This is a genomic window from Lachnoclostridium sp. MSJ-17 (genome assembly GCF_018918205.1).
Taxonomy (GTDB): domain Bacteria; phylum Bacillota; class Clostridia; order Oscillospirales; family Acutalibacteraceae; genus Ruminococcoides.
In genome coordinates this window covers 1-24,656 of sequence record NZ_JAHLQB010000059.1, presented here as the reverse complement: position 1 = coordinate 24,656, position 24,656 = coordinate 1, and the positions used below count along the sequence as shown (strand labels likewise).

Genomic DNA, 24,656 nt, shown 5'->3' with positions numbered 1-24,656 from the left:
GCAAATTTTGACCGATAGGCAGCTCATATCTCTGACAACAGGTAAAGCAAATAATCTGTCCTGCCATCCATGATACGGATAACACTGACTGAGTTTTTATCAACTCTATATATGGCAATGTAATTTGAGAGGATTAAATATCTCAAGTCTGTTTTCTGCCCAATCTTCGAGGACAAATCCAACCCCAAGTATGGATTTGATTTCAGATTTGAACACCCCTTCAGTAATCTCTCGACGATTCTCGCTGCTGCTTGAGGATTTGCCAGTTCGTTTTTGACGTAATTCTTTATTTCATATAAATCCTGCCGGGCTCGCGGCGTATAGCGCAAAATCATGCCTGCACTCCGAATTCACTCAGCATATCTTCCTCCGAAATCCAATCCGATTCCGACTTTACGCTGTCCTCGCCTGCCTTGATTTCTGCCAACAAAAGCGCAATTGCCTGCTGACGCATAACTTCCTCGCTGTTTTGATTCATTAGAAACGGCAGTCCGCCTACATTGAGCGACTGCTGAAAGAATGCGTTTACCGCGTCGGTCAACGTCATTCCGCATTTCGCATATAGGCTTTCCACCTGCTTTTTAACTTCGGGATTGATGCGCATTTGAAATGTCCCTGTTTTGGGCGCGTCTACAATATTCATACAATCATCTCCGTTCTGTTTTCTTCATTATACATCAATCGCAAATAAAATGTCAATACATTGTCATTACTTATTCAAAAAAATAATTGCTGAACTTCTTATGTCTTCAACTTTACCATAAATCTCGCAACTTTTACCGCTTTATTGATTTTCACTCATAAATGTATTAAGATTATTACATAAAACAATACGGAAGTAATTAAAATGGAACTTGCAATTATAGATGATGAAAAAGCCTTTGCCGAAAGGCTGCGTGCACATGTTATAAAACTCTTTGCAGAGAAGCATACCGTTGCTGACATAACAGTTACGGATAAGTCGTTGTTTATTGTGATCGGTTTTCTTGTGGCGATTATTTGTCTGTTTTTCTATCATTTTTTTCTTACCTTCGGCGTGATCAACAGAAGGTATCACATATAAAAATGGCAAAGAATCATTTTTTCCGCGATGCTTGCCGTATTAACAGCCCCTATTACATATTTTGTTCCGTATGAATGGATAAAGGGATTCTTGTATTAAAGCAACGGATTGTCTATGTTATCATTCTTTCTGTTATTGCTATCATTATTGCCGCGCTCGAAAAACTGAATAACAGAAAAAAATAGAGATATATCGCTTTTACTCCCGAAAACGCTCAAAATGATAGTTGGACGCTGCATATTCTCACTCAGGAAAGCGACACCCCAAAAGAAATCTGCAACATCAACACAAGGAATATTTACCTTGTAGATGATAAGTGGGTGTATTTTTCAGACTACGGCAATACGATTTATCGTATTTTACCCTCCGGCGAAAATTTGCAAAAGGTGATGTGATCGATTTCATAAATCACTCCGTAGATCTATGGATTTGATCTCTGCCGACATTACAAAACGGGCTGTTGCTCACAAATCGCAACAAAGGCTCAACACCGCGCAAACAATTCAGTCGGGTACAACAAACACGCCCGTCTTTGCTCAACAAATCGCACACAGGGCGACACACGGCGAAACAGGGCGCTAACCTCACTGTTCACATAGATTTGAGTTACCCCCAATTATAAATTTAAATTCTATTCCGATCAAGCTAAAACGCTGCACTCAACAAGTAATGTCAAGTGCAGCGTTTGCTGTTTGATAATAAAGCTTTCCAATCCGTCGTCAGTATTCCTCAGCAACGGGGAAAAACGTTTTCCGGTTTTATACAGCTATTCAGTAACCGTGCAGCTGTTTTTGAGCTTCCAGTCGGTTTATACCTTAATTTGCTGTCCAGCCATACCCGTTCCGGATGTGTATTCCGCAACATACTTCTGAATACAGGTGACGTCGAGGATAGAGATTCTGCCGTCTCCGTTTACATCGGCAAGCGTATCGATGAAGACTCCTTCAACAGGAAGATCAATGGAATATTTCTGAATCAGCGTAGCGTCGATAATCGTTACAACGCCGTCCCCGTTAACGTCACCGATGATTCCGCCCTTGGCGGGAGTTACGGTGACCTCAACGTCCTGACTTACATCGCCGCAGGTTATCGTGACAACCGCAGAGCCGGTTTTCAGCGCGGTGACCTCGCCGTCCTCGCTGACGGAAATAATATCGTTATCCTCCGTTGAGTAGCTGAACTGAGCCGTATCCGCCGCGGACGCGGGAGTAACCGCCGGAAGCAGAAGCTTGGACTCGCCGACAGGCACCTCGAGCGCGTCAGCCGAAATTTCGGTGATCTCATCAGGCTCTGGCTTGACAAGCTGACCGATGCCCAGCTCGTCGAGGAAGTTGTAGGGCTCGTTGCCCTTGACTTCCTTCCAACCGATTCCGTCGCGGGGGGTAACGGCAAGCTTGAGGTTGGCGGTGTTGGTTCCGTATTTGTCAAAAATGCTTTCGGGAATATCGTCGCTGACAAAGCTCAGCTGCACGCTTGAACCGACGGCGATCTCGGGGATTTCAGTGCCGCCGTAATTGATGTAGAACGGGTCGGTATCGGGTACGTCCGGATTCATCACATCCGCCTGAGCAGCAAGGTCGTTGAAAATGAAGTTGAGCTCATCGCCGCCGCTGTAATCGTTGTTGCCGACATTGGCGATTGTCGCGGTCACGTGATACCTGACGGCGTCGTTATCATCCGTAAATTCGTTTTCGGGGTCGGCATTACCGATTTCGATGCTCAGCTTAGGCGCGTAACGGAATTTGTCCGGCACACAGCTGTACTTGCTTTCTCCGTCGTCAACGATCTCATAATACAGCTCGACTGTTCCGTTCGTGATCGCCTCGGGAACGGTGTAACTGAAGCTTGCTTCCAGATCCTCTCCGGCAAGCCATACGGGATACTCGACGGAGTCAACCTTTTCAACGGTTCCGTTGACCCTGCTCATGAGGTTCAGCGTTACGTCGTGTCCGTTTTTAAAGCCGATGTTTGCCGCCTTCACGTTGACCTCAACGGTTTCGCCGGGAGTGGGATAGTAATCGGAAAACTCGATCGCGTCGTCCTCATCCTCAACGCCGCTTGTGTAATAAGGCTTTAAATCAAACTCGGAAATTACAAAACGGTTGTTGATGCGCTCCATTTTTTCGCCGCTGTAATCATAATCAAACGCTTCATAAGCGCCGAGCAGATGATTGCTGTCAACAACAGCCGCGTCAAAATTGCCTTTGTAGAAGCCTGTTCCGCCGGCGTCTTTGATGCCGCCTGTCGTCAGGTTGACCTTGTTGCCCCAGTAGCCGTTGAGGATCTTCACGGGCTCGTCGAGCTCGTCGGTTTGCGTAGCGCCGTCGGCGTTAACAACAGCATTTCCTGTTCCATCTATTTTGGCGACCTCGGTTTCGTCCGTAATAGAATTGATTTCAAACTGTCTGCCCCAAATCTGCTGCTGATCACCTTCGGAGAGCGTCCACAGCGCATAAAGCTCGCCGTCGCCGCCGTAGTAGACCTTGAAGTCCTCACCGACGGTGTGATCCTCGTCCATAGTGATGTATTCGGGCGCGTCCGCAACATCATCGGCGTTGTAGAACTCGCGGAGCAGATACAGGTTGTTGACGTTCTGGTAGCCGTAGCGGCCGTTATGCTTGTAGAAGAGCAGGGTGTTGCTGACGCCCTGATAGTTGATGTCGACAAACTCGGGATTGGCGGTCACGTCCTCCTCGTCCGCTAACATCATAGAGTGAAGCTCCGTCAGCGCGCCGCTTTCGCCGACGTCGTAACGGTTAAGATACATTCTGTTCTTTGTGCCGTATTGAGAGGCGTTTTCGATCCCCTCGGTTTCGGTGAGCGGCTGCTCTAAGATGCGGCTGTTCTCTTCGGCACAGATGTAGGAAAGAAGAACATTGCCTTCATAGGAGGTTGCCGAGTAATCGGAAACCGTGTTGCCGTTCGTCTGCACGGGAGCTGCCGGTGTAAAGCTGAGCTTTCCGCCGCTGACGTCAGCGCCGGCTGTGCTGAGGCTGAGCGGACGGTCGCCGATCTCTTCGAGCGTTGTATCATCGGTGATGCCGTTGACGTCAATGCTCTCATAGAACACGTGAACGGTCTTTGTTTCGGCATTATATACGCCGCTGATCCTGTCGGGGAGCTTGCCGCTGCCATCGTCAATAACGCTGTAGTCGGTGAATTTGCCGGTGGTTTTATCATAGAGCATTCCCATGACCTTAAAGGATTGCAGGAATTGAGGAACGGTGAGATCCTCGCTGTAATCGACAATGCAGCTCTCCCACAAAAGGAGCAGCTTATCGCCGCAGTCTACGATGTTGATGCCTGCAACCAGATCCTCGCTCTTGGAAAGAATCCTCTTTTCTTCGGCGTTGAGGCTGTTATAGCTTTCGGAATCAGTGAAATCACATACGGGGTCAAGCTGTTCGACAACCTTCTGCTGCTGTGTATCGTAAACATAGCAGCGCAGGCAGACTAAGCTGTCCTCATCGTCAACCGCGTTCGCGATCAGATAACGGTTTTCGGAGATCTGACCGATAACGGGAACCATCTCGGCGGCGTTGGTTTCCTCATAGGTATCGACAACATTCGCGGCTGAAGCGTCCGCGCCGACGGCGTCCCCTGCCTTGTCGCTCACGACGGAGGTGTCATATCTTTCCGACGCACGGGCGATCGTCAGGTCGGAAAGCTTGGTGTTCGCAATAAAGTCGTCGCTGTTTTCACGCAGAATATTCGCCGCGACAGAGGTCGCCTTCGCGTCGGTATCAAGGAGCACCTCCTTGTCGATGTCCCACGTGTAATCGACCTTGAAGAACACCAGCTCGGCAAAGACGCCGCCCTTGATGCCGAATTCCATCTTTCCGTGGTTGGAACCGCTGATCGTCGAATCCAGATTGAAGTCGATGTGTCCTCCGATGGACGCGATTCCGTCATATCCGACGCCGACGCCGAATTTCAGCGAGAATTGCTGTTTGAATACGCCGTGCGTGTCGTAGAAATAGCTGTTGTCAAGCGTGTTCGCTGTCCAGTAGCCTTTGGTTTTTTCATTCGGTGAATGAACAAGATAGCCCACGTTGTTGACGGAAATGTCGATATAAACAAAGCACGGAACTACAACGATGGTAAACGGAATGGAGATCTTCACGCCGAACTTCGCGCCGAGCAGGAATACGCTGGCGGTGTAGTGACGCGCGCCGCCGTCGGCGGTGTAATATTCCAGCTGATAGGCAAAGGTGACGCTAACGGAAATGGTCGTTGAGGTGTTCATTCCCTGCGCGGGATCCGTGGTTTGCTTGTCCATCAGCTTGGAAAGCTTTTCATACTGCTTTGCAACGCTCGTAACATCCCAGCTGCCCTCTTCGGAGCCGGTGTCCTTTTTTGCGATGCTTAACTGTACGCCGATTTCAAGGCAGTAAAGATCCTTGCCGGATTTTTTATCCTTTTGACCTGTCGCCTTGTCGGAATAGATCGGCGTAAAGCCGAACAGTGAGAACATCGGGCTGATGGGACCGATGCCGGGCGCGGAAGGCAGCTTGACGCTGCCGCCGCTGCTTTCCTCGGTCGGATCGTCGTAGAAGCCCTGATCCGGCATATAGCTGACGACCTTTTCGATGTTGGCGTTGACAAATTCGTAGCCGACCTCAAAGCGGCCGTAGGAGGTTCTTGTGTCGCCGGTCTTGTTATAGAACTCGATGAACATCCGGTCGCCCTGCTTTGCCTTTTCCGAAAGCACGACGTCGTAATAGGCGATGGTGGATCCGGTTTCGATCTCTCTTTCATCCGCGCTGTGCTCAACGCCCTTGTCGTTTTCAAAGCTCCAGCGCGCGAGGTTCACCGGCTTGCCTGCCGGGACATTTCGTGAATCAAAGCTGACTCTGAAGCTGACGGGATAAGTGTTGACCAGCGTGATAGTGGAGCCGTAATCGCCCGAGATCTCCGAGCTGTACGCGGTCACCCCGGTCGGAACAACACCGCCGGTCGAGTTGGAATCGAGCGTAATTTCCGTCGTTGCGCAAAGCTTGACGGCATTTGTCAGCTTGACCGTAACATCGCAGACATAGGTGTTGCTGTTGTAAATAACGATCGCGCGGTTTGTCTGGGTGTAGTTGCGCTGGTTCGTCTTGTAACCGCCGAGCTGGAGATTCGCGTAATCGGATTGATTAAGGTCTTCCTTGAGGATAAACTGACCGTTTTTGTCCGCTCTGCCGACATAGCCGTCCATATAGATCAGCGCTCCCTCGGCGGGCGTTTTCTTTACCGACGCGGATGTCGCAGGGTGAAGCACGGTGCCTTCGGGGATGGTGATTTTGCCCTTCAGCGGCTTGTGCAGGTTTTCCTCAACCTTTTCGAATGACAAATAGACAAAGTTGTCATTGACGAAAAACGGATTTTGGACGACAAAATGGAAGGTGTTTCCGTAGCGCGTAACCTCTTGATGCGTTACCGCGTCCGTGTATTTCCACACGGCGTAATAGTCCGGGTCGGGCTGCGCGGTCAGGTCAAGGCGGGTACCGCAGGTGCTGTCCTCAAAGCTTTGATCGATTTTGTCTGTTTTGATGCCGGTGACAACGACCGTGCCGTTCTCCCCCGCCTCGGCGTACTTTGTATCCTTTGAGATAAAATTGCCCTTGTCGGGATTGGAGACGACAAGCCTTGTTTTGGCGTTTTTGCTGACAATGATGGGCGTAACGGAGAAGTACCTATTCGTCAGCCTGACGTTGATGTTGTCCTTTACCTCGTTGCTGACGGTTATTTTATCCGCCGTTTTCAAATCCGACTCCACACTCGCGCAGCGGTACTGGTAGTTGACCGTGTCGTGCATACCGTAGGAGGTCGGGTTATAGGTGAACTTGATTTCGTCACCGTCGTAGTATTTGCCGTTTCTGCTGCTGTCGGCGCTCCAGGTAACGGTGCCGTAGTCCTGACCGTTGACCTTGATATAGCCGATGTGATGATCGTTATCAGCCGTAAACTGCATGCCCGTGGTTTTGTCCTCGTAGCTTTCGACCGTGAAATTAACGGGATCGAACTCGTAGCAGGGCTCGATAACGATTTTGTTGCTCTTGATGTAGTTGGAATAGGTTCTGAGGAACTCGGGAGTAAGGGTCAGCTGACCGCCGTTGGAAAGGGTGATCAGCGAGGAACGGGTGTTGTTGTCGTTGGGGTCGAGCAGATAAATCCCCTTAAAGGTCGCCTTGCCGTACCGGGAATCTACCGTAGCCGAGATAACGGTGGAATCGTAGCGGTAGAAGGTGGTGTGGTTGGTGGTACCGCCCGACGCGTCGTTTGGATTGGTGAACTTGGCGCCGGTGACGGTTTTGACCATTTCCAGCTTGCCGTTCACATACATCGGCACCTCGCCGGGATCCTTGATGGTGACGTCGTAAGACTGCAAATTCAGGCGCACGCAGCAGTCGTTGTTGCCGTTGTAGTCGTGCACGCGGAAGCCGGCGTAGCCCCAGCACGCGTTTCTGTAGGTGCATATCCAAAGATACTGACCCGATGAATGGTCGGTGATATTAAAATCAAACTTTTTGTGATCTGAGCTTATGTCAACCAAATCATTATAATCGCAGTTTGCCTTGCTTTTTCTCCAGCTCATACCCTTATCGCCGGAGGTCGAAACGGAGCTTGCGAAGCAGATAACGCCGGTGTCTGCTCTCACGGAGCCCGAACGGATATCATAGCAGACGTGCGCGCTGTTAACGCCGTACAAGTCGATCGAGGAGCTGGAGCGCGCGTAGGTGGTCTGCCCACTTCCGAACGCGGGAACCTTGTAGCCTACCTCATAGGAGGGCTTGCCGGAGTCGTATGTGGTGGTCGCCTTGCTGCTGCTGCCCGTCGTGGTGTAGTACTGCATCTTGCTGAGGTCGACAAACTCGTAGCTTCTGTCGGAGCTGTTGGTCGTTTTGTAGGTGATGTCGGTGACGAATTTTTTATTCACCGCGCCGACGGCTTCGCTGCCTTCTTTTTTGCTGTCAAAGGTCACCGCCGCAGTGGTGTTGGCGGCTGTCGCGTTGCCATTGACGTCGCTGAGCTCCGCCGTAAAGCTCTCGCCGTCCTCCGCGCCGTCGAGGATCGTAACGGGCACCTTGATCTCACTTTGGTTGGGAATGAAGTGCAGATCCATGGCGACTGCCTTGTAGTCCTCCTCCGCCTTGGCGGTGCCGGACTGCGTTGTGACACGGAAGGAGTCGTAGCCGCCGAGGTTACCGGTGCGCTTGACCGAGATAAACGCCTCTTCGTCATCGGGATTGGCGCCGACAGAGGATATCTCCAGCTTTGCCGCAGGCTTTTCACGCTCCTCCGTGATTTTATATACGCCCGAGGTGTTCGCGCTGATGGAGCAGTTCTCGGGATCGGAGAGCGTGAGCATCAGCTCGAGGTCGTCGGTGACTTTCTCGGGCTTCAGGGTTTCGATATATACCGTTTTTCTGTTTTCGCCCTCGGCAAAGGTAAGCACCGTTTCGGTTGAACGCGGCATGCTCTGAGCGGACATATCGTTGATTTCGGACGCGTCCCGCTTTGCTTCGTCAAGATCGTCCACATTATCCTGCGTCAGGGTTTTGGTTTCTTCCTCGCCCTCACGCGCGATATACGGAATGCCGGTTTCGTAATAGTAAAGCTTTTTTTCACCCTCGACGGGATTTTCGTTCCATTCGTCGGTCAGATAAAGGCGGTATGCCTCGTTGTAGCCCGCCGAAAGGTCAACGGTGGACAGCTTGATGCTCGCTTCGCCCTTGACGCCCCCTTGGCGGAAAATGTCAATGGCGTAGGTTTTGCCCATATCCAGCTCGGCGGATGTTTCCACGATCATCATCGCGCCGTTGGGATATTCGGCGGCGCGCGCCTCGCTGTCAGACAGATACTGCGCTTCCAGCTCGCTCAGCTCCGCCAGACGGATCACAGCGCGTTTGGCGTCCGACTGTGCCGCGAACGCTGTAGGAACCATTCCGACGAGCATCACCGCGCAAAGCAGAATCGCAATTGCCGGTTTGAAAAAACGTTTCATAGTATTCCTCCTACAAAAAATATTCGAATAAATTATAACACAAATCAAGGTGATTTGTCTATAACATATGTCGCAAAAAACTAATCATTTACAAAAAACATTATAAATAATTTAAATAAAGCTCTTTATTAGCCTCGAATAATATGATATAATGACTTTGAATATGGATTTCAGGAGGTTAATGTATGAAGCAACTCAGTAAAACCTGCAAAAAATCTGTGAGCATACTGTTATCAGCCGTCATGATCATCAGCTTGTTCACAATCGTTCCCTTCACCGCCTACGCGGGGACAGTCAGCATGACCGAGCTGACCGGAAGCTACACGGCGGAAGGCAATATCGAGGTCAATAACAGGATCGCCTGCGACGGCGACGTGACCCTGACGCTCGCCGAGGGATCGACGATGACCGTTCACTGCGGCATCAGCGTAACGGAGAACGCGTCGCTGACCATCAACGGCACGGGCACGCTGGTAATTGACAATGTCGATTCCGGCAACGCGGGTATCGGCGGCGGCGAGGACGAAAGCCTTTCGGAGCTCACCGTCAACGGCGGAACGATCACCGTTGAGGGCGGCATCGGCGGAGCGGGTATCGGCGGCGGCAAGGGCGGCTTTGCCGGCAAGGTCACCATCAACGGCGGAAACGTGACGGCTCAGGGCGGCGAGAGCGCCGCCGGTATCGGCACAGGCGATTTGACGGATACCGAGAGCATCGGCTCCGATGATGACGAGATCAACATCACAGGCGGCACCGTTACCGCGAGCGGCGGTCCAAAGGGCGCGGGTATCGGCGAAGGTGAAATAGTTGAGGTAACCGAGGAAGCCGAGACAGCGACAATAACGATCGAGGGCGGAACCGTCAACGCTCACGCCGATTACGGAAGTGACGACAGAGGCAAAGCGAGCATAGGCGGCAGCGGCTGCACCGTTTATGTTTTGGGAGGAAATGTCACGGCGGAAAACGGCGGTATATATGCCGGCTCGGACGAATCCATCGTCTTAAGCTGGAAAAGAACGAGCGACAGTATTTATTCGTATGATTATATCGGCTCAGGTACTGTTGTATTTGAAAAACGCTTCAAAATACAAGGCGCCGATACGTATTTTGAGCCCGGCGATTACAGCGAGGAAAACGCGGCGTTTGATAACAAAACGCTTGTTCCCCCTTATGACGGCTGGATAGACAACGTAGATTATATAGATGAAAACGGCGTCCGGCAGACCGTCTCGAGAGCTATCGCGCTGGATGAAAGTATGACGGAGCTGCCAAGCGGCTGGTTCACGGTCGGCGGAGAAGACGCGCTTGAAACCTCTCCCGACATCAGCGACCGCATCGTCTGTACGGGCGACGTAAACCTTATCCTCTGCGATTACTCCACGCTGAACGCTCTCGGCGGCATTACGGTAGCCGAGGGCAGCAGCCTGACGATCTACGCCCAGTCGGGATACGATCCTGACGTCGAGTACAGCGTACTCGGCAAGTTGATATCCGGCAACGGCAACGTGACCGGCAACGCGTCTATCGGCGGCGAAAGCAGTCAAAACAGCGGTGATATAACGATCGTCGGCGGCAGCATAACTGCTGTCGGCAAAGAAAACGGCGCGGGTATCGGCGGCGGCGACGGCGGCAGCGGCACGGTTACCGTGAATTGCAGCGAAGCGTATCCGGCTTATGTCAACGCGGCAGGCGGTTATTACGCCGCAGGCATCGGCGGCGGACGTAACGGCGAGGGAAATGTTAAAATCTACGGCGGTTATGTTACCGCGACCGGCGGAACCCGCGGCGCAGGCATCGGCGGCGGACGTTACGGCTCGGGAAGCGTAGAAATTTACGGCGGCAATATCACAGCAAACGGCGGCAATAATGGTGCTGCGGGAATCGGCGGCGGAGAAGAAGGAAGCGGCAGCGTTACCGTAAGCGGCGGAACGGTTGTTGCATATAGTAACGCATCCGGCGGCGGCGCGGCGATCGGCGGCGGAAATAACAAAAACGGCATAGTGGAAATACGCGGTGGAAATATTACCGCTACTGCTTATTCAAGCGGCGCGGGAATCGGCGGCGGCAGATACGCGATGACAGCTTGGTCACCATCAGCGGCGGTGAGGTTCACGCTGTAAGCAATTACACCGCTGCAGCCATCGGCGGCGGATTTAAAACCAAGGGTAACGTCATCATCAACGGCGGTACCGTTACGGCGAGCGTTTCGTCATCAGTTACTTACGGTCCTGCGGGAATCGGCGGCGGCAGCGGCGGCGCAGGCGAGGTCACCATTACCGACGGAACCGTTACCGCGACAGGCGGCAGCGGCGGCGCGGGCATCGGCGGCGGACGAGAAAAGGCGGGAAATATAGAAATCAGCGGCGGAACTATCACAAAATCGATCGGAGGCAACGGAGCGGCAGGAATCGGCGGCGGAGATTACGGCGAGGGTAATGTAGAAATCAGCGGCGGCGTCATCACCGAAGCGAGAAGCAACACGACCTCTAATTACGGCGGCGCGGGTATCGGCGGCGGAAACAGCGGCAAGGGAACGGTCAACATTTCCGGCGGAACCGTCACAAGCGCTGTCGGCGGCACGTACGGCGCGGGTATCGGCGGAGGAAATGAAGCGGCAGGAGAAATAGAGATCAGCGGCGGCACCATCGCCGAAGCGCAGGGCGGATACAACGCAGCAGGCATCGGCGGCGGAACCGGAGCAGCCGGCAGCGTTACCATCAGCGGAGGAAATGTCAGCGCGACCGGAGGATATTCCGCCTCGGGAATCGGCAGCGGATATAACGCTTCTACTGATTCGACGATCGATCTCAGCTGGACAAATCAGGACGACAGCATTTACGCAAGCAGCTACGGCGGAACCGTTACGCTTGAAAAATCGTTTAAGAACAAAGACGATGACAGCGAGGTATTTACTCCCGGCGTTGCTTCCGTGAATGATTTGGCGGACAAAACCATCGTTCCGCATATTGCTTACACCGTTACATGGAACAACTACGACGGCACGACGCTTGGGACCGACAGTGTGGCGTTGGGCGAAAGCTCCTCATACCACGGCGAAACGCCCGTAAAGCCCGGTTCAGGCGACACGCACTATTTATTCAAGGGCTGGACGGACGGCGAGACCTCCTACGCGGCAAACGACACGCTTCCGGCGGTCACCGGCGATATCACCTATACCGCTCAATTTACCGAATCGCAATACGTCGCGCAGGTTGAGCCGTATATCGACGAGAACGGCGAATATCACCTCGGCAACGTCGCGTATTATGTGATCGACGGCAAGTATTACTCGGTCGGCGAAAACGGCGAGGTCGGCGGGGAGCTCGGCGAGGACGAAATTCCTCTATCGTATTTCGACTTTAAGCTCATAAACAACAATAACGAGTATCAGATCAACTACTACACGGGTCCCACAGACGATCTGTCAGAGCTTGTGATCCCCAAGACATTTATCGGCAAGCCGATCACCATACTCGGCAGCAGCTATCAGGAAACGCTGATCAATTACGAGGAAAAAACTAAAACGCAGTTTGAGCTGACGCTCAATGAAAATATCCGGGAAATCAAGAAATATACGTTCTTCACCCTTTGGGTCACCAAGGTCAAGGGCAACACCTCCAACCTGAGCACGATCGGCGAATACGCGTTCTCCTGGGCGAACAGTCCCGGCGGCTACACACTGGATATGCAGCTCGACTACGAGGGCATGATCACGCCGGGAACGGGAATGTTCAACAATATGAACGTGACGCTGCGCATAAAGCACGCGACAAAGCTGAGCGAAGTGAACCTCAACGCGCAGAGCATCACCTACATCTTCACCGACGCGCATATCTACGGCGATAACCCCTCCCCTGCATGGACATGGGAAAGCGATAACTCCGGCGCGGCGGCGACCTTTACCTGCACGGACTCGCGCTGCAGACACGAAGAACCCGTTCAGGCTAACATCACCAGCGCGACCGAGAACGGGATCATCACCTACACCGCGACCGCGGAATTTGAGGGCAAAACCTATACCGATGTTAAAACCGCCTTTGCGGACGGCATCGGTGCGGAGCTCGTCGGTTATTCGCTCAGCCTTGACGGCGACATCGGCGTCAACTTTTATATGGATCTGAGCGCTGAGATCGCGAACAGCAGCACAGCGTATATGGAATTTGAGATCCCGGGCAACACAACAACCGTTCAGCGCGTTTATGTCAACGATCAAAACGACCCGTCAAAGGCATTCGCGCGGCAAAAGACGGTGGAAGGCTACGATAAAATCTATTACGTGTTCAAGTGCAGGGTAGCCGCAAAGGAGATGACCTCTCAGATCAAAGCGAGGATGTATGAATCCGAAGGCGGAAAAACGGGTGATCAGTATACTTATTCCGTCAAGGACTACGCTGACTATCTGCTTGCGCACACAGCCAACAACCCAACCTTCCTCGAAGCGGCTGAGCTTGTCAAAAAAATGCTCAACTACGGCGCGTACGCGCAGCGATATTTTGACAAGAATCCCGCAAACCTTGCTAACGAAGGCTTGGACGACGCCGACAAGGCGCTCGACGACGTCACCGTCACAGCGCCGCAGACCGAGTTTATTTTGCCCGACGGAATCACCTATGAGGGCGCAACGCTTTCGCTCAAATCCGAGACCACGCTTTCGCTCTATTTCAAAAGTGAACACACGCTCACCTTTACAGTTGACGGCAAGACGGTAGAAACCGTCTTAAACGGCGATTATCAAGTCGCACGCATCCGCGGTATTCCGGCGAATGAATTGTGCGAAAGCTTTGAGCTTAATATTTCGGCGGAAAACTTAAGCGGCAGCGTCACCTACAGCCCGATGAATTATTGCAGCAGCGTTTTGATCCAAGCGGCAGCAACACCCGATGAACCCGCTTCAAATTTGGAGAACGTTATTAAAGCGCTGTGTCTGTATGCTCAGGCGGCGAATGATTATTTCGGCAATCGGGAGGGTTAAAATGAAAAAAGAAAAATATACGCGCACCGAATTGGAAATCCTCAAATTTCAAACCGATGACGTCATCACCACCAGCGGCTTTGAATACGAAGAGGATGAAATTTCGCTGGTCAAGTAAACACTTTTTTTGATAAAGCGTCTGCGATCACATAACACACAGCCACCGTGAAGCGGATACTCACGGCAGCTGTTTTTCTTGATGAAAAATATTGAATTACTGCCGACGGTATGATAGAATGGTGATGTCAGTTATTATCCGATAAAACAAGAGGAAATCATAATGTATCGGACGGCAAAAACAACTGATCAGCTGATGTTTTCCTTTTGGACACGGTGATCGATGTAGTTATCCACCGCATCCACCAAAGATTTTCGCGTGTATCCCGGTTCCTTAGACATTATGTCATCCAGCTTTTCCAATTGATCTTTCGCAAAGCTGATAGTAACCTTTTTGTATTCTTCCATGTGCACCTCCATAAAAATTTCATTTCACACAAACGCCGCAAATACTGAGGACTCCCTCAATAATCACAGCTTGTCTACTCAAAAAACTGCAAAACGGTCGGCTCTGCCGTCCGATGTCTTTCGCGGGCCGTCCACCAAAGGACGGCTCGCTTTTACCTGCTTCAAATAATCACCGGTGTTTTCGGCTCGTATTTGGCTACAGGTTGAAGCTGTCGGTCAATCCTACCAGCCTTGTAGAGTCGCGCTTGACATAGTAGAGTTCTGTTATTTCCGAGGTCGTATGCCCGAGTAGCTCCGCAACCTGTTTTACCGATAATGATTTCACGCTACCGTCAGGCTGTTTAACGCCGTTGATTAATCGTGTTGCGAAGGTGTGCCTGAAAGTGTGCAGTCCCTTATGTGGCAACCCTATCGCGTCGAGTATGCGGTAGAACCGATTTCGCATATTTCTCGGATTGGTGAAGTTGCCGTTCTCGTCAGGTATGAGTGGCTTATCCTCGCCAAGATACACTTCCTCGCGTAAGCGCTTTATCATCTCTATCGCTATGTCATTAAGCGGTACGTCACGCTTGCTCGTTTTGCTTTTCAGCTTGCCGACTTTAACCTCGAGCTTGGCGACGTATTCAAGACCGTCTCTGACATGGACTTCCTTCACTCCGCGCTGAAGATGTATGACACGATTTTCGAGATCAATATAACTCACCTGCCCTCAATCCGGTGTTGAGCATCAGGAAGTATGCAGCCGACTGCTGATAGACGGGTTTGCCGTTGGCGAAGCGTTTGAACGCTTCTGCTTTAATTTTCTCTAGTTCCTCGTCAGTGAACACTACCACCATATCACATTGCGGTTTACTCTCCCTGTTTTGCGCTGCGAGGTAATTATCCTTCTTCGTCATGTCGATCAACGACATCGGATTATTCGGTATCGCGCCCTCCTGATATAGCTGCTTGAAGAACATCTTTAACAGTGAGTAAGCTTTCTTGCTCGTTGTGAAGGCGTATCCGGCGTTCATGTGCTTGGTAAGCAGTTTCTTGATGTCGGCGGGCGTGACATCTCCGACAGGTTTGTTGCCGATGTAAGGATAGATTTGATGCTCGGCTGTGCATTCGTAACGGTCATAAGTCGTTCGCTCGACTTCCGGGAATTTATAAACTCTCAGCCAGTTCTTCATGCTCTCTTTCAAAGGCTTTTTTGATTCGTCAGAGTTGGCGACATGCTCGTTGAAGTTTTTGACGTACTCCGTCATCTTCGCCTGCAGCGTTTTCTTCTTTTTGCTGGAAAAACTCTTACGCTGTGTTACACCGAACTCATCCTTGTAACGCACCAGACCTATCCAACGCCCGTCGTTTTTCTGCCAAATATTACCGTTATCTAATAATTCTCGTTTCATTGAAGCAACCTCCTTTTTAGTAACCACAACAATACCACAAGCATTGGTCAATATCCAGCTAAATTCAAAAAATATGGGGTTCACTTTGTCAATTTAGGAACTCTTAAACTCTCTTAAACTCAATTATAAACGGATGGGTGTACAATAAAACGGACACCTCGTTGATATGCCCCCTGGGTAGACATTTTTTGAACGTAATACCCAGCCACATCGCAGCCTCCGAAAGATTACGTGTCTTTTTCGGGTTCAATAACAAAGTTGAGCAGTGGTCAGATACCACGTCATACACGTGTGCAAACAAGCTATTCTGCACGTGATATCCCTGATAATGAAATGCAATTGACGTGCGTTTCGCACGTGGAAAACACTGTTTTTATTCAAATTGGCGTTTTTGTGTTGAAAAATGCTTGACAAAATCGCGTGTCTGTGGTAATATATCTCTTGCAGTGAGTTAATGTCATTATGCAGCAACTAAATATTTAGGGGTATAGCTCAGTTGGTAGAGCAGCGGTCTCCAAACGTCAACCGCGACTTAATTCCCCGCATTATTACCGGATCTCTCAGGCTTGGAACGTCGGTTTCAAGCCTTTTTTCGTGTTTTGATTTTTGCAAGTCGTTAAAGTGATTTATGCAAAATTGAGGTCAAAACCTGCAAAAGATTTTGGAACAGCATCAAAAGACCAGCAATTTTTCATTAGGTCGAGAAAGGCTGTTTCCCGATGTCTAAAAACATTTGGCTGATACTTTTTTGAGTTCATCCAGATCATTTTTCAAAGCCGTCTCCCCCTTGAAAGCCAATTTGAATTAACCACCATAAATCTAAATTCCGTCCTGATATAGTTTAAAACGCTGCACTCAACAAGTAATGTCAAGTGCAGCGTTCGTTTTTTAATCGCAAATGCTCTCACGTCGTCAGCATTTTCAGCACAGCAGAAAAGGAATTCTAACCATGTTTTCGTTTTAAGAAAAACTCCCTTTCTTTGTTTTATGCGTCGCAAATTTTGACTGCTCGCAGATATCAATGAAGTCATATCTCCGACAGTAGGTAACGCAAATAATCCGTTCTGCCATCCATGATACGAATAATACTGACCGTATTATTATCTACTCTATATATGGCAATGTAATTTGAGAGGATTAAATATCTCAAGTCTGTTTTCTGCCCAATCTTTGAGGACAAATCCAACCCCAAGTATGGATTTGATTTCAAATTCGAGCAGCCCTTTAGTATTCGCTCGACGATTCTTGCGGCTGCCTGAGGATTTGCCAGTTCGTTTTTGACGTAATCCTTTATCTCATGTAAATCCTGCCGAGCTCGCGGCGTATAGCGCAAAATCATGCCTGCACTCCGAATTCATTCAGCATATCTTCTTCCGAAATCCAATCCGATTCTGACTTTACGCTGTCCTCACCAGCCTTGACATCTGCCAGCAAAAGCGCAATTGCCTGCTGACGGATAACTGCTTCGCTGTTTTGATTCATCAGGAACGGCAGTCCGCCAACATTGAGCGACTGCTGAAAGAATGCGTTTACCGCATCGGTCAATGTCATTCCGCATTTTGCGTATAAGCTTTCCACTTGCTTTTTTACTTCGGGATTGATACGCATCTGAAATGTTCCCGTTTTGGGCGCGTCTACAATATTCATAAAATCATCTCCGTTCTGTTTTCTTCATTATACACCAACCGCAAAGGTGTGTCAATACATTGTTATTACATTTCGAGCAAAAAATTATACCATATTTAAGCCTGCTTTATTGCTCTTAAATCCATACACATAGATAATTGGAAAAAAGAAAAATCAGGCTACCGCAATATCTGAACAATTACGGCAACCTGTTTTTATGTGTTATTCAGCTAATTTCCTTTGAATCTCTGTCACGTCGCTGATAGAAGCCGTACCGCTGAAATCTTTGACGGCGCGGTTTAGAATCGCTGGGTTGACAGAAGTGATCTCCGCAATATGCTTTTGCAGCTCGGTCGCGTCAGTGATATCGACACTGCCGTCCGCGTTCACGTCATACAGCGCGACGGGCTCTCCCTTGGCGTTGAGCGGCACGAAGGATACGCTATCGTCCCTGTCGGCAAAGCTCTGGGCTTCCGTATCCACATAACCGTATAACGTCAGCTCTCCGCAGCCGACAAACGCGTCCTTATCAATGGTCTTGGTGTTTTTCGGAACCGTCACTCTTTTCAGTTCGGTGCAATCCTCAAATACACGCTTGTCGATCATCGTCATTGAGTCGGGAAGGACTACGCTCTTGAGCGAGGTACAGCCCTTGAAGGCACTGCTGCCGATCCGTTGAACGGAACCGAGGTCTATTTCACCGAGAGACGAGCAATTCTCAAAGGTCTGCGTATAGATTGCTCTCACATTGCCGGGAATCACAATGGATTTGAGCGAACTGCAATTCCTGAACGTGTAAGATTTAAGAGTAGTGAGCGAGTCGGGCAGCTCTACCGTTTCGAGTGAGGAGCAAGCCTCGAACGCGTTGTATCCAATGACATCTACCTTATCCCCTAACCGCAATTCGGTTAAGGAGGCGCAGAACGCAAGCGTGTTGTCGTTAATCTCCGTTATGCCCTCAGGGAAGCTGATGCTTTTCAGCGAGGAACAGACAAAAAACGCGTTTCTTTCAACAGTGGTCAGCGTGTCGGGAAGGTCGATCTCCTCTATCGCGCTGCACAGCTCAAATGCTCCATTTTGTATCGTCTCCACACCTTTACCGAGGTCAACCTTTTTGAGTTTTTTGCAGCCTTGAAAAGCGTCCGTGCCGATTGTCTTGACCGTATCAGATAAAACGATCTCTTCCAAATCGGCACATTCCGAGAACGCCCATTTGCCGATATAGGTCACGCCGTCCTGTACAACGAGCTTCTTGATATCAGAGCCCCACGGCAGCGTCTGCTTAAATTGATAGTCGCCCATCGCGCCTTTGCCGCTGATCGTAAGCACGCCGTTTTCACCAAGCGTCCATGCACAGTCACCTGTGACTCCGCTTGTTGGCTGCGGCTCGGGTGGCTCGAGTGAATCAAGCAATTCTTTCAACGCGACGGCAGTCTTGTCAAGCTCCTCCTGTGTACCCGCGTAGTAGTATTTGACTTTCGCTTCATTGAGCGCATCCTTCAGCGCTTCGTAATCATCGCGTGCCCTTGCTTCGTCCGTATCGATAAAGGCTTCGAGCTGTTCGATCAGCGACCACAGCTCCGCCTTATCTCCCTCAAACGGCTCAAGACCCTCAAAGGCAGCCTGCAGCTCCTCACGTGCGAGAATCAGTTCCTCCGCAGACGCGTTTTCGTCGTTATAAACCTGTTCCGCGTAGCGGTTCGCATAAGTATAGTCATCGGCGGAAGCCTTAGTAAACGCCCCTCCTACCGGGAACAGGAGAGCGATCTCCGTGAATTTATCGCCGAGCGCCTTGCGCGCATCCTGAACGCTCTGTGCGATCTGCGCTTCGTCGGGGGTTGCGGGTTGGTTGTCGAGAAGAATGTAGTCTATATCATACATTCTCGCGTAAAACAGCGCGCGTGAATCGGTATAGACATACGCCGTGAAGCCGTCAACCTTTACCGTTTTGTAATTATCGTCATATTTCAGTCCGAACGGCATATCGCCGACTTCAACGCAGTTCTTTGGAACACTGAGCTTTTTCAATGAATCGCAGTTGAAGAAAGCCTGTTCGCCGAGCTTTGTCATGCTTTCAGGCAGGCTGACATAACTGAGCTTCGCGCAGCCGATGAATGCCCTGTATCCGATTTCCGTAACACCTTCGGGAATGGTGACGTGCCTGAGAGCGGTGCAGTCGAGGAAGGAACAATCGGGAATACTCTTTACGCCATCGCAAATAGTCAGCTCCCTGAGAGCGGAACAGAGGTAAAAAGTATCAGGACCCCATTCGGTAACTCCGCCGCCGATCACCGCGGTTGTCAGTTTTTTGCAGTAAGAAAAAGCGCTTTCACCGATTATATTGCAGCTGACCGGAATATTGATTTCATTCAGTCCGCTGCTTTCAAACGTAAAATCCCCGATTTCACGGAGTGATACGGGAAGCTCCACATACGCAAGCGTTTTCTGTCCGCCGAACGCGCCGCCCGAGATAAAGGTTGTACCGTCTGCTATGGTGACGGTTTCAGGGCATTCCCCTTTATAACGGTACAGCACCTTACCGAGATATACAGCGCCGTCTGGCTGATCGTTGAGCCATTTGCTGTTTAGGAACGCGCTGCCGTCTATGCTCGTGAGCGCGTCGGTGTTATTGATAACGTCAAGCTGACTGCAGCCGTAAAAGGCATTGATCCCGATAGACGCGAGTCCCTCGGGCAGGGTAATCTCCTCGAGTTCACGGCAATTACTAAACATATATTTATTGATTTCCATCAGGTTTTCGGGCAGAGTTACGCGCTTGATACCGGACATATTAAAGAGCGATGTTCCCAATTCGCTGATATGCTTCGGGAGCACGGCGTCTGTCAGCTTTGTGCAAGCCGTGAACGCGCCGCCGCCGATGTACTCCACGCTTTCGGGCAATGTCAGCGAGGTGACCTCCTTTTGGTCGTACAGCGCACGATCCGCTATGCAGTATGTGCCTTCTCTTGCCTCGACTTCACCCGTCAGGGTTCCTTTGGCGGTATACAGCGAATTTCCGAGATACACCAAGCCGTCGGGCTGCGCTTTAAACCACGCGGTATTCCTGAAGGCATTCTCACCGATATGCTTCAACGCAGTCGGGACGGTGATCTCAGAAAGGTTTTTGCAGCCTGAGAACGCTTCTTCGGCGATATCCGTCACGCTGTCAGGCAACGAAATTTTTTCAAGCAGCTCGCAGTTTTTGAACGCTTCAAAACCGATAGAAACGACGCTTGACGCGATAGTTACCTCGGTCAGCTGGCGGCAGCTCGCGAACGCGCATCTTCCGATTTGGGTAACGCCGTCCTCAATGATAACCTTCTTAATATTATAACCCCACGGCGTTTTGTTGACAGCCGTATCGTAATATGCAGTAGCACCGCTGCCGCTGATCGTCAAAACGCCGTTATCCAACGTCCACGCGCAGTCACCCGTTACTCCGCTCGACGCTCCGGCAACGCCGTCAGTTTCCGCCGCGTAAGCCGAAACAACTGACGGGAACACGCCCGTTGCCTGAACGCCAAACAGCATTGCAGCCGAAAGCAGCAGCGCAGACATTTTCTTCAATGAATGCTTCATAAACTGACCTCCTTCTTCAGAAAACACTTATGTACTATTCATACCATTCCTCGGGCAGATCGAAAACGACCTTCTCGCCCGTCCTGCCTGCGCCGGAGGTGAACTCCGCGATGTACTTCTGGATGCAGGTCACGTCGAGGATCGAGAGCCGCTCGTCGCCGTTCACGTCGCAATAGCCGAAGGGATGAAAGACATGGAAGCCCTCGAAGTACTGCTCTCCCAAACCGACTGCTTGCTGCTGGATCGCGGTCGCGTCGGCAATGGTGATCGCTCTGTCGCCGTCCGCGTCGCCGTAATAGTACTCTCTGCCGCTTTCGGGAGCGGGAACGCCCGTGACGACAATGTCGCTGACATAGGTCGCAGGTCTGCCTCCCAGATCGAAATACACCTCGTTATATTTATTGCCCTTGTCCTCCACGTAGTCGGACGCCAAATTCATTTTGATCTGCTGCATTTTGCCGCATTCCATCATGATCGGGTGCCATTCTATCATTTCGTTCACATTGTTGCTGTAGACCTGCATGACGTAATCCTCGTCGGTTTTCCATTCCCAGTCGCCGAGACCCAGCTTCATGGAAACCTCGATGCTCTGATAGCCCTCGGTGTTGATCTTCAGGCAGAGCGAGCGACCCTGCGGCTGTGCTTGGATGCCGTCGTCACCGACGGGGTTTTCCGACCAGCGGAATTCCTGATTGTCATAATTGCCGTAGCAGATGACGGGACCGTCCTCATAATAGACGTCGTAGGTAAAGGCGTTCACCACATGATTGATCACCTTCGGCTGACCGGTCACCAGATGCTCGGTCACGATCTCGCCGGGTACTCTTTCCTCCGCGCCGGTGGTAAAGAACGTCGCCAGCGTCTCACGCGCGACAGGCTTTTTCTCCGCCGCGAACACGGTGACGCTGCCCGACAGCAGAGTCGCGGCTAATAGTACGGATAACATTTTTTTCATTTCAAAACCTCCTAAATAAAAAATGCGTGACCCAAACGAGCCACGCCAAAAACACAGCTCATTTGTCGCCAAACAAAACCTTTCCAATTTCAAAACGAAAGTAATAAGAAAGTAGAGCCTGTATTTTTTACAAAATACAAACTTTCGTTTTGAAAGAATTCAGTTTTGTTTGGCACTACTATCATAGCATATTTTCCGCAAAAAAGCAATCCAAAATTACCCTTGACAATTTGGCAAGAATGTACAAACACCCAACAAAACAAACATTCAAATGTTCGGCAAAAGCGGCTGACCTCTACAGCTTTATCATAATATGTCTGTATGAAAAAATCAACAAAGTGGTAAAATTTGATCGTTTTCCGGTAAAAAAGAAGGAAAAAATGAGACGCGTCCAAAAATCGCCGACGCCGTGGAACAGGGCGCAAAAGCAGCTACCACGAAATCCACTCAAAGGAACTGTTATCGGGGTATTCGGATTCAAACGCTTCGACGCTGAATTTCTGCAAGTCATACCGGATATCAGCGTCCTCTGTTACTTCGATTCCTAAGCTGTTGGTATAGGAAACCGTCGGATATTCGGGAACATCATAACTGCTGATATCCAAAACATAATACACGTTGTCCGAAAGGATAAACAACCGTTCATTTTCAAAGGCTGCTTTTTGAAAATCGGCTTCCAGTATCCGCTGCTCCTTGCCGGATTCACCATCAAGATACAAGCCCACATAATCCTCGCGTCGTCCGCGTGCATACGAAAGGTGGACGTTATGATCATAAATGTAATCCGCACCATTTCTGCCGTATAGAATCCTCAAGTCTCCGTCCTGACTCTCAAAAACAGATTGCAGAAACATTCCGATCGGATTGCAGCCGGATAGAATCAGAACGATTGCAACAGCCATGATTATGATGCGTTTCTTCATATTGGCTACCTCCTTTATTCGATTGTTTTGCAGTTAATCCACCTGTACCGTTCCTGATTGGGATATGCTTCCTCAAATTCATCAGGCGTATATGTGTGATAGAAATTATTGTTCACAAATTCGTGTAATCTCACGTAACTTACACCACCGTTTTCTAAATCTAAACCTTCTTCTTCTGTTGTGGGATAATGATAATCATCCAGATCAAATACATGATATACACCTTCACAAAGGACAAATATTTTACCGTCTGTATGGACATATTTTTCAAAATCGCCGTAGACAAGCGTTATTCCGCCCATAACGTCATCTTTTTCTCCGAGCACATTTAGTTTGTCTTTTGATAGTTGAGCAAACTCGCCATGAGTCGGGTGCTCTAAGGTTGCTTTATCGCTATAGTTGAAAAAATTACAATCTATTCCGCTGTAATCTTTTGCTCCGTCCAACGTATAACATCCATAACACGCAGACAGCATTACGCCAATAAGAGTAAATGACAAAACAGATAGAAAACCGGTTATCAATTTTTTCATCGTCATTCCTCCCAATTCCGATATTCGAGCAAATCGCCCGGCTGACAGTCAAGCGCTTCGCAAAGCTTTTGCAGTGTGGAGACCTTTATCGCCTTTGCTTTTCCGTTTTTAAGTATAGAAATATTCGCCATTGTAATGCCCACGCGCTGAGACAGCTCCGTAACACTCATTTTGCGTTTGGCGAGCATGACGTCTATATTAAATATGATTTCACCCATATCCGTCACCTCTTAAATCGTCAAATCGCTTTCTTCCTGCAAATCCGCTGCCTTGCGTGATAAATACGATAGAATCGCCGCGGCAGCCGCGATGGAAGCGCCGATAAACGTCAATACAAAGCTGACCAGATACACCGCGGGATGGTTCATGTTCAACAGAAAGAAAACGGTATTGCCGGCAAAGAAATAGACCGTTGTCGCAAGCGCCAGAAGCGAAACCTGACGGAAACGCTTTGCATTGATCGAGGAAAACGCCTTGTCCCTGCCGATCGAATCCGAGATTTTCCACGCGTAAACCAGAACCGCGTAATCGGGAATCACCATCAGCTCCATGAAAATCAACCACGGAAGGTAGCAGTATTGCAGATCAGGCGCATCGGCAAGAAGCTCGCGTCCTCCGAACGGAACAGCAACGCCGTAAAAGGCGACGCCCAACAGACAGAATAACAGAATGATGACCTTTGCCAGTTTTGAGAGTGTTTTTTGCGTCATATTGATGACCTCCTTTGCTTATATTATAAGCCCAAGAGCCGCAATTGTCAATAATAATTTATCGTGTTACGATATATTTGTGATAAAGCAAGGCATTTTATGTTGATTTCTGTTGTAAAAAATTTTTCCTCATTACAAATCTAAATCACGTTCAGATAAAGATAAAACGCTGTACTCAACAAGAAATAATTAAGCATACTTTACACCCAATATTTCAAATTCTTTAACACTAAGATGAAAACAAAAGCAAATACGCTTAAAAAAGCCAAAATCATTGTGACTAATACCAAATAATCGAACACCGTCATTGAATACACCACTTCACCGTGGTTGCGAATGATTCGGTAGTAGCCTAACATATTTGATTTTATATATACATCGCCTTTTTCCGACTCGAAATGATTGATTCGGCATATTGCGCTATATGTTTGTGTGTCTTTCTCTTTTCG

At 49.8% G+C, this 24,656-nt stretch carries 18 protein-coding genes; 3 read left to right on the top strand and 15 right to left on the bottom strand.

The window, feature by feature from the left end; translation table 11 throughout:
- Positions 1–23 precede the first annotated feature (23 nt).
- A complete protein-coding gene (locus tag KQI64_RS10755; RefSeq protein ID WP_216523711.1) occupies positions 24–335 on the bottom strand; it encodes a type II toxin-antitoxin system RelE/ParE family toxin in 312 nt (103 codons plus the stop codon).
- On the bottom strand, positions 332–643 hold the full coding sequence (locus KQI64_RS05405; protein WP_216523710.1) for a type II toxin-antitoxin system RelB/DinJ family antitoxin: 312 nt from the start codon (positions 641–643) through the stop codon (positions 332–334). The genes KQI64_RS10755 and KQI64_RS05405 overlap by 4 nt, the downstream gene beginning before the upstream one ends.
- Before the next feature lie 204 nt (positions 644–847).
- Here KQI64_RS05405 and KQI64_RS05400 point away from each other — a divergent pair, with 204 nt between their 5' ends.
- Positions 848–1,063 (top strand): hypothetical protein, encoded by a 216-nt coding sequence (locus KQI64_RS05400; protein WP_216523709.1) that lies wholly within the window; start codon positions 848–850, stop codon positions 1,061–1,063.
- An 808-nt stretch (positions 1,064–1,871) separates the two neighbouring features.
- Here KQI64_RS05400 and KQI64_RS05395 read toward each other — a convergent pair.
- Positions 1,872–9,053, bottom strand: a complete 7,182-nt coding sequence (locus KQI64_RS05395) for a Calx-beta domain-containing protein (protein ID WP_216523708.1) — start codon at positions 9,051–9,053, stop codon at positions 1,872–1,874.
- A 185-nt stretch (positions 9,054–9,238) separates the two neighbouring features.
- On the opposite strand from KQI64_RS05395, the gene KQI64_RS05390 reads away from it, so the two are divergent.
- Together KQI64_RS05390 and KQI64_RS05385 are read left to right on the top strand one after the other, a co-directional pair.
- Positions 9,239–11,173: a hypothetical protein gene (locus tag KQI64_RS05390; protein WP_216523707.1), complete on the top strand. Its 1,935-nt coding sequence runs from the start codon at positions 9,239–9,241 to the stop codon at positions 11,171–11,173.
- The gene (locus tag KQI64_RS05385; RefSeq protein WP_216523706.1) at positions 11,137–14,025 is read left to right on the top strand and encodes a hypothetical protein; all 2,889 of its coding nucleotides are present in this window, start codon (positions 11,137–11,139) and stop codon (positions 14,023–14,025) included. Before KQI64_RS05390 ends, KQI64_RS05385 begins: the two co-directional genes overlap by 37 nt.
- Before the next feature lie 306 nt (positions 14,026–14,331).
- Here the strand turns inward: KQI64_RS05385 and KQI64_RS05380 are convergent, their stop codons facing one another.
- The 12 genes from KQI64_RS05380 to KQI64_RS05325 form a co-directional block, all read right to left on the bottom strand.
- Entirely contained in the window at positions 14,332–14,490 is a 159-nt protein-coding gene (locus tag KQI64_RS05380; RefSeq protein WP_216523705.1) for a hypothetical protein, read from the bottom strand.
- 196 nt (positions 14,491–14,686) lie between these two features.
- On the bottom strand, positions 14,687–15,193 hold the full coding sequence (locus KQI64_RS05375; RefSeq protein ID WP_216523704.1) for a tyrosine-type recombinase/integrase: 507 nt from the start codon (positions 15,191–15,193) through the stop codon (positions 14,687–14,689).
- The gene (locus KQI64_RS05370; protein WP_216523703.1) at positions 15,180–15,881 is read right to left on the bottom strand and encodes a site-specific integrase; all 702 of its coding nucleotides are present in this window, start codon (positions 15,879–15,881) and stop codon (positions 15,180–15,182) included. The genes KQI64_RS05375 and KQI64_RS05370 overlap by 14 nt, the downstream gene beginning before the upstream one ends.
- A 1,027-nt stretch (positions 15,882–16,908) precedes the next feature.
- Positions 16,909–17,220 carry a type II toxin-antitoxin system RelE/ParE family toxin gene (locus KQI64_RS10750; RefSeq protein WP_216523702.1) on the bottom strand — a complete coding sequence of 104 codons (312 nt, stop codon included), beginning with the start codon at positions 17,218–17,220 and terminating at the stop codon, positions 16,909–16,911.
- The gene (locus KQI64_RS05360) at positions 17,217–17,528 is read right to left on the bottom strand and encodes a type II toxin-antitoxin system RelB/DinJ family antitoxin (protein WP_201428159.1); all 312 of its coding nucleotides are present in this window, start codon (positions 17,526–17,528) and stop codon (positions 17,217–17,219) included. Before KQI64_RS05360 ends, KQI64_RS10750 begins: the two co-directional genes overlap by 4 nt.
- 201 nt (positions 17,529–17,729) lie before the next feature.
- Positions 17,730–21,086, bottom strand: a complete 3,357-nt coding sequence (locus KQI64_RS05355; RefSeq protein ID WP_216523701.1) for a leucine-rich repeat protein — start codon at positions 21,084–21,086, stop codon at positions 17,730–17,732.
- A gap of 34 nt (positions 21,087–21,120) precedes the next feature.
- Complete coding sequence (locus KQI64_RS05350; protein ID WP_216523700.1) at positions 21,121–22,041, bottom strand: dockerin type I repeat-containing protein; 921 nt, start codon at positions 22,039–22,041, stop codon at positions 21,121–21,123.
- Positions 22,042–22,472: 431 nt separating this feature from the next.
- Positions 22,473–22,964 carry a hypothetical protein gene (locus KQI64_RS05345; protein WP_216523699.1) on the bottom strand — a complete coding sequence of 164 codons (492 nt, stop codon included), beginning with the start codon at positions 22,962–22,964 and terminating at the stop codon, positions 22,473–22,475.
- A 14-nt stretch (positions 22,965–22,978) separates the two neighbouring features.
- Positions 22,979–23,497 (bottom strand): hypothetical protein, encoded by a 519-nt coding sequence (locus tag KQI64_RS05340; RefSeq protein WP_216523698.1) that lies wholly within the window; start codon positions 23,495–23,497, stop codon positions 22,979–22,981.
- A 2-nt stretch (positions 23,498–23,499) separates the two neighbouring features.
- A complete protein-coding gene (locus KQI64_RS05335) occupies positions 23,500–23,715 on the bottom strand; it encodes a helix-turn-helix domain-containing protein (protein ID WP_216523697.1) in 216 nt (71 codons plus the stop codon).
- Between the two features lie 12 nt (positions 23,716–23,727).
- Positions 23,728–24,207: a DUF2975 domain-containing protein gene (locus KQI64_RS05330; RefSeq protein WP_216523696.1), complete on the bottom strand. Its 480-nt coding sequence runs from the start codon at positions 24,205–24,207 to the stop codon at positions 23,728–23,730.
- Positions 24,208–24,407: 200 nt separating this feature from the next.
- Positions 24,408–24,656: hypothetical protein (locus KQI64_RS05325; RefSeq protein ID WP_216523695.1), on the bottom strand; the 249-nt coding region annotated here is incomplete at its 5' end.